This is a genomic window from Mesorhizobium sp. M7A.F.Ca.ET.027.02.1.1 (genome assembly GCF_004022985.1).
Lineage (GTDB): Bacteria > Pseudomonadota > Alphaproteobacteria > Rhizobiales > Rhizobiaceae > Mesorhizobium.
Genome location: NZ_RZOL01000213.1, coordinates 1 through 10,331, shown reverse-complemented (window position 1 = coordinate 10,331; position 10,331 = coordinate 1). Strand labels below are relative to the sequence as shown.

The window sequence follows — 10,331 nt, the reverse complement described above, 5'->3', positions numbered from 1 at the left end:
GCGCTCCAACGCATCGAGCAGCCGGTACCAGGCGATGGTCGCGGCGACGCCAACCTGGCGGAAGGCGTGAAACGGGATCGGTCGGATCGGCGAGACCGGGAAGGGCAATTGCCTGACATCGCCACTCTGGAGATAGCCGGCGATGCGCTCGCCAAGCGCGGTCATCAGGCCGACACCACGACCCTGGCAGCCGGCCACGGCCAGCAGGCCCTGCTCCGGCTCATGGATGTGCGGCAGATGGTCCGGCGTCATCGCCACGCGGCCGAACCAGCGCTTCTCGATGGCGACACCGGACAGCACGGGATAGAGCCGCCGCAGCGCCCGCTCGAGATGCGCCCAGTCGCCGGCGCTCGTCGGCAGCGCCATGCGACCCCGGCCGCCAAGCACCAGCCGGCCGTCGGCGCTCTTGCGGTAGTAGACGAGGATGCGCCTGGAGTCCGACACCGCCTGTCCTTCCGGCAGGATCGTGGCCGCCAGGTTGGGCGGCAACGGCGCTGTAGCGATCTGGAAAGAATGCAGCGGCACGATCGTCTGGGCGAGACCGGGGATCAGACCGTCCGTGTAGGCGTTCGTCGCCAGCACGACCGCCTTTGCCTGCAATTGCACCCCGTTTTCAGTTGAAACACGCCAAACGCCGTCGCTTTTGTCTAGCCGCACCACCTTCTGATGTCCGGCTATCCTCACTCCAGCCGCGGTCGCGACCCGAGCAAGTTCCCACGTGTAGGCGAGCGGATCGATCACACCGGCGCGGCGGTCGAGCCAGCCGCCGAGATAACCCTGTGCACCGGTCTTGGCCGCGATCTCCGCCGCATCGAGCAACCGGACGTCGGCACCACGCGCCCGCCATTGCCGATCACGGTTTACCGCCGCCTTCAGTGCGGCCTCGGTGTGCGCAGCCTGGATCCAGCCATTGCGAACGAACGGCACCGCCAGTTTCTCGTCGCGGATCAGCTCGAACACCGCATCGGCGGTCGACGCCGCGAAATTGACAAGCGCCTCGCCGTGCTCCGGGCCAAAATGCTCCAGCAGCCATTCCGGATCGTATTTCAGGCCGGGAATGACCTGACCGCCATTCAAGCCTGATGCGCCCTGGCCGATCTCGCCAGCGTCCAGCACCTGCACCGACAGGCCAAGCCGGGCGGCATGCAAGGCGGTCGACAAGCCCATGATGCCACCGCCAACGATGGCGAGATCGACACGTTCGCCATTGGGAAGCGATTGAAACGTGGAAGCTGTCTGTGGCTTGCGCCAGATCGGATCGGAGAATGCTGTCGCCAAAGGTCACCTGAATGCGCTGCGATTGGTGAAAATCCTAGTCAGAATTTCACAATTTTGAAAGAGCGCCTTGGCTTTCGTCTGTGGACTGCCGCCGAGACGATCGGAGACCCAGAGTTTCCGATCGTCTGCGACGGGATAGACCTTTGACGGGAATCCGGTGAAAGTGCCGCGCCGATCCGGCCAGCCCACATTGACCATCACTTCGCCACATTGTCGATCACGCAGAGGACAGAGCGCTATGACGAACCCGACCCACCTGCCCACCGAGGGCCTTTTTGTCGGACGCGCCAGAAGCAGCGATGCCGCATACCCGCTGGTCGTCGCGGTGCGCGATGGCACGGTCTTCGACATCACCTTGCGTGCGGCACCAACCATGCGCGACCTTTGCGAGATGGCTGACCCGGCTGCGCATGTCCGCTCGGCCGAGGGCAGACCGATCGGATCGCTCGATGACATCGCCGCCAACAGTTTTGAGACCGGGCGCGATCCAGCAAAACCCTACCTGCTCTCACCGGTCGACCTGCAGGCGGTCAAGGCATCGGGCGTCACCTTCGTCGTCAGCCTGCTGGAACGGGTGATCGAGGAACAGGCGCGCGGTTCGGCTGAAAAAGCCGATGCCATCCGCGCCGACATCGCAGGACTGATCGGCCACGATCTGTCGAAGCTGAAGCCCGGTTCGCCCGAAGCGATGGAGATCAAGGCCAAGCTGATTTCGCGCGGCGCCTGGTCGCAATATCTGGAAGTGGGCATCGGCCCCGATGCCGAGATCTTCACCAAGTGCCAGCCGATGGCCTCGGTGGGCTTCGGCGCCGATGTCGGGCTGCACCCGGTGTCGACCTGGAATAATCCGGAACCCGAGATCGCCATGATCGCCGCCTCCAGCGGCCGGATCGTCGGCGCGACCATCGGCAACGACGTCAATCTGCGCGACGTCGAAGGGCGTTCGGCGCTGCTGCTCGGCAAGGCCAAGGACAACAATGCCTCGGCCTCACTCGGCCCCTTCATCCGCCTATTCGACGACAAATTCTCCATCGATGACGTCAAGCGCGCCGTCGTGCGCCTGAAAGTCGAGGGCGAGGACGGGTTCTCGCTGGAGGGCGCAAGCTCGATGGCGGAGATCAGCCGCTCGCCGGAGGAACTGGTCGCCGCGGCCATGGGGCCGCACCACCAGTATCCGGACGGGCTGGCGCTCTATCTCGGCACCATGTTCGTTCCGTCCATGGATCGCGGCGAGAAGGGCAAGGGATTTACCCACAAGGTCGGCGACATCGTCACCATCTCGTCGGAAAAATTCGGCGCGCTGGTCAACCGCGTGCAGCTGTCGCCGGACTGCCCGCACTGGACCTATGGCGCCAGCCATCTGATGCGGGAGCTGGCCAGAGCCGATCTGATCTAGCAACTGGTGTCGTCGACGCCCTGCCAAGCGCTGCGGACCTCCCCGTGGGCGTAGGATGGTCGCCGGCGTGACCCTTGTCGGCGCAGGCCGCGTTCGCGCGACCCGAAGCAATCACGCCAATTATCAGACAGTCGGAAAATCACCTCAACTGATGCAATCTGATGGGACCGCTGATGACGCCCCGTCAGACGCCCACTACACCTGCAGATGGAGGCTTGGCAGATGGAGGCTTGCCATCCGTCGAAAAAGGGGATGCTCTGACGCATTCAACCGGCGCTGGCAAAAAGACGCGGAACAAGGGACGGATTTTGAACTGACGATCTACAAACGGGAGGAAATCAAATGCTGACACGGCTAAGACTCGTTCTATACGGCCTGTTGGTGGCGCTGATGGTGGTACCAGCAGCGGCACAGGCCAAGACGTTCTACTGGATTTCGCACGGCGGTCCGGCCGATCCGGTCTGGACCTATTTCCTGGCCGGCGCCAAGCAATGGGCCAAGGACACCGGCAACACCGTCAACACCTCGTTCCACAATGGCGATGTCGCCTCGCAGCAGGAAGCGGTTCGCGCCGCCCTCTCCGCCAAGGCCGATGGTATCGTCACGACGAGCCCCGATCCGGGCAGCCTGATCGAGATCGTCAAGGAAGCGCGTGCGGCGAAAGTGCCGATCATCAATTTCAACACGCCTGATCCGAAAGCCGACTTCAACGCCTATGTCGGCGGCGACAATGTCACCTTCGGCAAGCATTGGGCGCAGTATCTGGTCGACAAAGGCCTGGTGAAGAAAGGCGACTTCGTCTGGATGCCGGTCGAAATCCCCGGCGCCACCTATGGCGTGCAGGAAGAAGAAGGCATCAAGAGCGTCTTCGAGCCGCTCGGCATCACCTATGAAATCACGGAAGCCACGCTTGATCAGGCTGAAGTGATCAACCGCATGGTCGACTACCTCACGGCCAACAAGGCCAAGGTCAAGGCGATCATCGGACTGGGCGATCTCGTCACCGGCTCGATCAAGCGGGTGTTCGACCAGGTCGGCATCAAGCCGGGCGAAATCCCGGTCGTCGGCTGGGGCAACTCGCTCGACACCACCCAGGAAGTGCTGAACGGCTATGTCAATGCCGGCCAGTGGCAGGACCCGCAGGCGACCAGCTATGTCGCGCTTTCGCTGGCCAATATGGCCGCCGGCGGCATTCCTCCGGGCTTCAACGTCATCACCGGCGCGCTCTACGAAAAAGACACCGCGCAAATCTACGACGACATCCTGTCCGGCAAGTAACATCCAATCCTAGCAGTCGCGGCCGCCCAACGGTCGCGACTGGCTCTCCATTTCGCCGAGCCCTTCGCACGCGATGTGCAACGCTCAGCCTTCCACTCATGTCGCGGATTGCCTGTGGAAAATCATTCGCTCGTCCAACGCCTGATCGCACGGCCGGAATTCGGCCCGCTGGTGCTGCTCGTCGTCGAGATCGCCGTTTTCTGGAGTTTCAACCACGACTTCCTGTCGCCGCAGAACATCTCCAACACGCTGGCCTTCACGGTCGAACTCGGCCTGATCGCGCTGGCGATGACGCTGTTGATGACATCGGGCGAGTTCGACCTCTCGGTCGGCTCCCTGTTCGGCTTCTCGCCGGTCTTGATGTGGACCCTGTTCAACAGCGGCCTGACCTCCCTTGAGGTCGGCTTTGTCGCCGCGCTGCTGGTCGCCGCCTTCATCGGGCTGGTCAATGGCTGGTTCGTGACGCAGCTCAAGATCCCGTCCTTCCTGGTGACGCTCGGCATGCTGCTGGTGGTGCGCGGCACCGCTCTTTTCGTCACCGATGGTTTTCCGCAGCGCACCTGGACCGCGGAAGGCAGCTGGCTGGCGGAAGTGCTGGTCGGCGATTTCTTCATCGGCCCGTTCCGCATCTACATGTCGCTGTTCTGGTTCATCGCCGCGGCGATCGGGCTCGGCTATGTGCTGACGCAAAGCCGCACCGGCAACTGGATCCAGGCGGCCGGCGGCAACCCGAGTGCTGCAAGGGCGCGCGGCGTCAATGTCAGCGGCGTCAAGATCGGCCTGTTCGTGCTGTCGTCGGTCATGGCCTCGCTTGCCGGCGTCATCTCTTCGCTGCGCACTTCCGCCGCCAACCCCAACAGCGGTACCGGCTATGAGTTGGAGGTCATCGCCATGGTGGTGATCGGCGGTACCGCACTTACTGGCGGGCGCGGCACAATCATCGGCACGGTGCTCGGCATCCTGATCCTGCGCGTGATGCGCAACGGCATCGTGCTGATCGGCGTGCCCGGTCTTGCCTACAACATCTTCATCGGCGCTATCATCCTTGGCATGATGGCGCTGCATTCATGGCTGGAACGCCGGCACCAGGCGGGGACTTGAACCATGGCCGAGCCACTGATCCGCATGACGAGCATCCGCAAGTCCTATGGCCGCGTGCAGGCGCTGGAGGATGCCAATTTCCATGTCAATGAACGGGAGATCGTCGGCTTGCTCGGCGACAATGGCGCCGGCAAGTCGACGCTGATCAAGGTGCTCTCGGGTGCCGTTCCGCTCACCAGCGGCGATATCTTCATTCGCGGCAAGAAGGTGAGCCTGCGCAGCACCAGCGACGCCATCGCCCACGGCATCGAGACGATCTACCAGGACTCGGCGCTGGTGACGCAACTGTCGATCGCCCGCAATCTGTTCCTCGGGCGCGAGCCGATCAAGCCGCCGCGCTTCCTCAACCGGATGGACCAGGATGCGATGAACACGGTTGCTCGCGACTTGCTCAAGCAGGTCGGCATCTCGAAGAACATCCCGCCGACGACGCCGATCGGCTCGCTCTCCGGCGGCGAGCGCCAGGCGGTGGCGATCGCGCGCGCCATGCATTTCGACAGCGACCTGATCATCCTCGACGAGCCGACCAACAATCTTGGCGTCGCCGAAACACAGGGTGTGCTGAGCTTCGTGCGCAACGCCCGCGATTCCGGCCATTCCTGCATTTTCATCGCCCACAACATCCACCATGTCTTCCAGGTGGTCGACCGCATCGTCGTCATGCGCCGCGGCAAGGTGGTTGCTGACGACATAGACCCCAAGAAGACCAGCGTGGCGGAGGTCGAACGGATCATCACCGGCATGTCGGACAAGGAGATCCGCGATGCCATCGCCGATGGCAAGCCATCGCACTGAAAATAGTGATGGGCGTCAATCACCCGTCACCTCAGATCGCATCGCTTGTCTGACGCGCCATCGCATGGCGAACAGGATTGCAGCATGAAAGCCACAGTTTCGGATACCGCACGCAACTGCGGGCTGTGGGTTACGGCATGAAAGCCACTGTCTCCGATATCGCTCGTAGCTGCGGGCTATCGACCGCAACGGTCGACCGGGTGCTCAACAACCGGCCGGGTGCGAGTGCGGCCAACCGCCAGCGCGTCATGGAGGCGGCCAAGCAGCTCGGCTATCTGCCGGTCGCCGATCAGGTAACGCTACCCTCGCGGCCCGCCCACCTTGAATTCCTGCTGCCGATCGGCAGCAATGCCTTCATGCGCGATCTCGCCGGGCATATCGAGGACTACGCCGCGCGCCTGCCGCTTGTCGCCTCGTGCCGGATCCACAACCTCGCCGGTATCTCGCCGAACGCGCTGCAGAGCGCTGTCGAAAACCTGTCGCTCAGGGCCAATGGCGTCGGCGTGATCGCCGTCGATCATCCGCGTACGCGCAACATCCTGCGCGACATCGTCGATGCCGGCATGCGCCTGGTGACGCTGGTGTCCGATGTTCCGGCGGCACCGCGCGCGGCCTATGTCGGCATCGACAACCGGGTGGCGGGACGAACGGCGGCGCTGCTGATGGGACGCTTCCTTGGCGGCCGCACCGGTCATCTGGCGATGGTCGTCGGCTCACGTTCCTATCGCGGCCACGAGGAACGCGAGATGGGTTTCCGCTCGGTGCTCAGTGAGGAGTTTCCGAATCTGACCGTCAGCAGCGCCGTCGAGGTCAACGACGAGCCCGATGCCAGCTACACCGAGACCATGAAGGCGCTGCACGACGAGCCGGAACTGCTTGGCATCTATTGCGTTGGAGCTGGACATTCGGGCGTTGCAAAGGCGATCCGCGAGGCCAGGCCGAACCGCAAGCCGGTGTTCATCTGCCACGATCTGACCAAGGACACGCGCGGTCATCTCGTCGACGACCTGCTCGATGTCGTCATCGACCAGAATGCGCGGCTGATCGCGGAACAGTCGGTTATTCGCCTGCTCGGCTCGATCGCGTCGGCAGCGCCCTATCTGACCAAGAAGTTCATCGAACCGCGGCTGATTTTCAGGGAAAACGTCCCGGTGCAGTAATGCGAAATGGCTTGGCTAAACCGGGTTTCCGGATTTGTACGATGATTGGCACGGCAAATCTGCACAGCAGCTATGCAAGTTTCTTTGTTGCCGAATCGTTGGGCAACTCGTAGGTTCTGGTTGTCGGCCATCTACTCCTCCCAGATGCGATGCCGACGGTGAATGGGGTGCACCTCCTCCCGCGCCACATTCGAAAATCGAGCCCGCTGCCACCTCCTCCCGGCAGCGGGCTTTTTTCGTTTGGCCGACAGGGATGGCGGCACAGCGACACCAAAGCGCGCCCAGTCATCACGCGATGAATGGCGCACATGGACAGGCGACAGGTCACCTCAACCGGCGGCGGCGCCCCTGAAAGAAACGATCAATCCTTCAGCCATGCGCACGAACTGCGTGCTCGGACCTTCCGACCCCACGGTCTGCACGCTAACCCGCGCGCCCTCGAGCAGAAGCGACAGCGTATCGGCGAGCAGTTCAGCCTGGCCGATGCCCGCATCCCGACATAGCGTCACAAGGCGCTCGCGCTGGGCTTCCTTGAGCTCCTTGATCACCAGCCTGGCCGGATGGTCCGGCTCGGTCAGCTCAGCGGCGGCGTTGGCCATGTCGCAGCCGCGCCCATCCGCATTGAGCATGGCAGCCGCCTTGCGAACCCAGGCATGCAGTTGGGCAAGCTTGTCACCAGGAAATTCGGCCTCGAACGCATCCCACATAGCGCCCGCCTTGGCCGCATTGGCGCGCAGGCATTCGACGATCAGTTCGTCCTTGGATTCGAAGTGACGATAGAGCGTCATCTTGTTCGTGCCGGCAGCTTCGGTGATGGCGTCGACGCCGACACCCTTGATGCCATGCTTGTGGAACATGTCGCGTGCCGTCTCCAGGATCCGATCCCGGGGACGAGAGCGCTCCACGATGCCGTCTGTCATCATGATCTCCTTTCGTTTCCAAAAAACCCTCGGCCACCTCTTGACTAGGGTGTTACCGGTCTGTAACTTCCAGAATGTTACTTACTGGTAACACCTATATCGTCCACCGTCAATAACAAGGCCGTGAACTGGCCCTGCCGACGAGAGGGACAAGAAACTGCCGATCATGCGGCCTCGGCCGGTGAAAAGATGAAAACGGTTCGCGAGCACGTGCTGCGAATCGACAGACAAGGAGCCGGCCAATGCCACAGCGCCGCGATCTTACCATAGATGAGGCCGTCCGGGATCCGATGATCCGGCTGGTCATGAGAGCCGATGGCGTCGACCCGCGCGCCTTCGAGACGATGCTGCGCTCGCTTGCCTATGCGCAGCGCAACGAGGTGCCGTTGCTGCATTCGCGGGACGACCTCGGTGACAAGCGCGGTCAAAGACTGTCCAGCGTCGCCAGCGCCTTCGGGCGGGCAAGAGCAGCCGGGGAGGCTTGCGTCTCGTGGTAAACTTTTTCATCCACCGTCCGATCTTCGCCTCGGCGATCGCCATCATCATGGTGCTCGCCGGGTCGATTTGTTATTTCCTGCTGCCCGTCTCGCAGTTTCCCGACATCACACCGCCGCAGGTCGTGGTCAGCGCCCACTATCCAGGCGCCAGCGCGCAAGTGGTGGCCGATACGGTGACAACGCCGCTGGAGCAGCAGATCAACGGCGTGCAGGGGATGACCTACATGTCGTCGACGAGCTCCAATGACGGCTCCTCGACCATCACCATCACCTTCGATGTCGGCTATTCGCTGAGCACCGCCGCCGTCGACGTGCAGAACCGCGTCTCGCAGGCCGCCTCGTCGCTGCCGGCGATCGTCAACCAGGGCGGCGTGACGATCAAGAAGCAGAACCCGAACTTCGTCCTCATCGTCAACCTGACTTCGCCCGACAGTTCGGTCGATCCGGTGGCGCTGAGCAACCTTGCCTATCTGCAGGTGGTCGATCCGCTGAAGCGCCTGCCCGGCGTCGGCGATGTGCAGATCTTCGGCGAGCGGCGCTATTCGATGCGCGTCTGGCTCGATCCCGACAAGCTCGCCAATCTCGGCATCACCGCGGTCGATGTGCAGAACGCCATCGCCGAGCAGAATGTCCAGGTGGCGGCCGGCAAGATCGGCCAATCGCCGGCACCCGCCGGCACCGCCTTCGAGATGCAGGTCAACGCCGTCGGCCGGTTGAGCGATCCAAAGGAATTCGGCGACATCGTCGTGCGCGCCAACACCGACACCGGCTCGCTGGTCAGGCTGCGCGACGTCGCCCGCATCGAGCTCGGCGCACTGCAATATTCGTCGTCGGCCTTCTTCGGCAAGGACCCGACCGTGGTGCTCGCCGTCTACCAGATGCCCGGCTCCAACGCGCTCGATCTGCAGCAGCGCGTCAAGGACAAGATGCAGGAGCTGTCGGGCCGCTTCCCGAAGGGCGTGTCCTATGCAATGCACTACGACACGACGCGCTTCGTCTCGGCGTCGATGCATGACGTGCTGATCACGCTCGGCGAAGCGCTGGTGCTGGTCGTCGCCGTGGTGTTCCTCTTCCTGCAAAGCTGGCGCACGACGATCATCCCGACCATTGCCATTCCGGTGTCGCTGGTGGCGACGCTGGTCGTCATGGAGATGCTCGGCTTCTCGCTCAACATGCTCTCCCTGCTCGGCATGGTGCTGGCGATCGGCCTCGTCGTCGACGACGCCATCGTCGTGGTTGAGAATGTCGAACGACAGCTGGAGGCCGGACTCAAGCCGCTTGCGGCGACCAAGGCCGCAATGCGCGAGGTCACCGGACCGATCATCGCCACCACCGCGGTGCTGATGGCGGTGTTCGTGCCGGTCGCCTTCATTCCCGGCGTCTCCGGCAAGCTCTACAACCAGTTCGCGCTGACGGTGGCGATTTCCGTCGGCATCTCGGCCTTCAACTCGCTGACGCTCAGTCCCGCGCTCAGCGCGGCCTTCCTGCGGCATCGCGGCGAGACGCAGTTCGCTCCGTTCCGCTGGTTCAACACCGGCTTCGACAGGCTGTCGCACGCCTACGCCAATGGCGTACGCATTCTCATCCGCTTGCGCTGGATCATGCTCGGCCTGTTCGCGGCCGGCCTGGTCGCCACCTACTTCGTCTGGCAGCGCCTGCCCTCGACCTTCCTTCCGGTCGAGGACCAGGGCTATTTCTTCGTCGTCATCCAGTTGCCCGACGGCGCGTCGCTGGAACGCACCGACGCGGTGGCGCAGAAGGCGCGCGACATCCTGCAGGCGACGCCCGGCGTCGAGATTGTCGGCTCGATCAGCGGCCTGAATTTCCTGACCAGTGCGGCGCAGTCGAATTCGGCGGTCGAATTCGCCATCCTGAAGCCGTGGGAGGAGCGCGGCCCCGACCAGAG

9 protein-coding genes are annotated in these 10,331 nt (G+C 63.2%); 7 read left to right on the top strand and 2 right to left on the bottom strand.

The window, feature by feature from the left end:
- Positions 1–1,278 (bottom strand): FAD-dependent oxidoreductase (locus EN749_RS21745; RefSeq protein WP_127396841.1); only part of this gene is annotated, 1,278 nt, incomplete at its 3' end.
- Between the two features lie 238 nt (positions 1,279–1,516).
- Between EN749_RS21745 and EN749_RS21740 the strand changes: the two genes are divergently transcribed.
- From EN749_RS21740 to EN749_RS21720, 5 genes are all read left to right on the top strand, one after another.
- Positions 1,517–2,674, top strand: coding sequence for a fumarylacetoacetate hydrolase family protein (locus tag EN749_RS21740; RefSeq protein ID WP_128363936.1), 1,158 nt, complete (start codon positions 1,517–1,519; stop codon positions 2,672–2,674).
- 342 nt (positions 2,675–3,016) lie between these two features.
- Positions 3,017–3,952 (top strand): substrate-binding domain-containing protein, encoded by a 936-nt coding sequence (locus tag EN749_RS21735; protein WP_013532868.1) that lies wholly within the window; start codon positions 3,017–3,019, stop codon positions 3,950–3,952.
- Between the two features lie 114 nt (positions 3,953–4,066).
- Positions 4,067–5,053 (top strand): ABC transporter permease, encoded by a 987-nt coding sequence (locus EN749_RS21730; protein WP_128363935.1) that lies wholly within the window; start codon positions 4,067–4,069, stop codon positions 5,051–5,053.
- Between the two features lie 3 nt (positions 5,054–5,056).
- Positions 5,057–5,848 (top strand): ATP-binding cassette domain-containing protein, encoded by a 792-nt coding sequence (locus EN749_RS21725; RefSeq protein ID WP_128363934.1) that lies wholly within the window; start codon positions 5,057–5,059, stop codon positions 5,846–5,848.
- Between the two features lie 137 nt (positions 5,849–5,985).
- The gene (locus tag EN749_RS21720; protein WP_128363933.1) at positions 5,986–7,008 is read left to right on the top strand and encodes a LacI family DNA-binding transcriptional regulator; all 1,023 of its coding nucleotides are present in this window, start codon (positions 5,986–5,988) and stop codon (positions 7,006–7,008) included.
- Positions 7,009–7,337: 329 nt separating this feature from the next.
- On the opposite strand, the gene EN749_RS21705 is transcribed toward EN749_RS21720, so the two are convergent.
- Complete coding sequence (locus EN749_RS21705) at positions 7,338–7,928, bottom strand: TetR/AcrR family transcriptional regulator (protein ID WP_127320309.1); 591 nt, start codon at positions 7,926–7,928, stop codon at positions 7,338–7,340.
- Positions 7,929–8,170: 242 nt separating this feature from the next.
- On the opposite strand from EN749_RS21705, the gene EN749_RS21700 reads away from it, so the two are divergent.
- Both EN749_RS21700 and EN749_RS21695 read left to right on the top strand, forming a co-directional pair.
- Positions 8,171–8,425 carry a hypothetical protein gene (locus tag EN749_RS21700; RefSeq protein ID WP_128363930.1) on the top strand — a complete coding sequence of 85 codons (255 nt, stop codon included), beginning with the start codon at positions 8,171–8,173 and terminating at the stop codon, positions 8,423–8,425.
- Positions 8,419–10,331 (top strand): efflux RND transporter permease subunit (locus tag EN749_RS21695; RefSeq protein ID WP_145990967.1); only part of this gene is annotated, 1,913 nt, incomplete at its 3' end. The genes EN749_RS21700 and EN749_RS21695, both read left to right, overlap by 7 nt.

Bases quoted from the DNA above. Each gene is read 5' to 3' on its own strand.
- EN749_RS21740 (WP_128363936.1), top strand. From the start codon at position 1,517: ATGACGAACCCGACCCACCTGCCCACCGAGGGCCTTTTTGTCGGACGC.
- EN749_RS21735 (WP_013532868.1), top strand. From the start codon at position 3,017: ATGCTGACACGGCTAAGACTCGTTCTATACGGCCTGTTGGTGGCGCTG.
- EN749_RS21725 (WP_128363934.1), top strand. From the start codon at position 5,057: ATGGCCGAGCCACTGATCCGCATGACGAGCATCCGCAAGTCCTATGGC.
- EN749_RS21720 (WP_128363933.1), top strand. From the start codon at position 5,986: ATGAAAGCCACTGTCTCCGATATCGCTCGTAGCTGCGGGCTATCGACC.
- EN749_RS21705 (WP_127320309.1), bottom strand. From the start codon at position 7,928: ATGACAGACGGCATCGTGGAGCGCTCTCGTCCCCGGGATCGGATCCTG.
- EN749_RS21700 (WP_128363930.1), top strand. From the start codon at position 8,171: ATGCCACAGCGCCGCGATCTTACCATAGATGAGGCCGTCCGGGATCCG.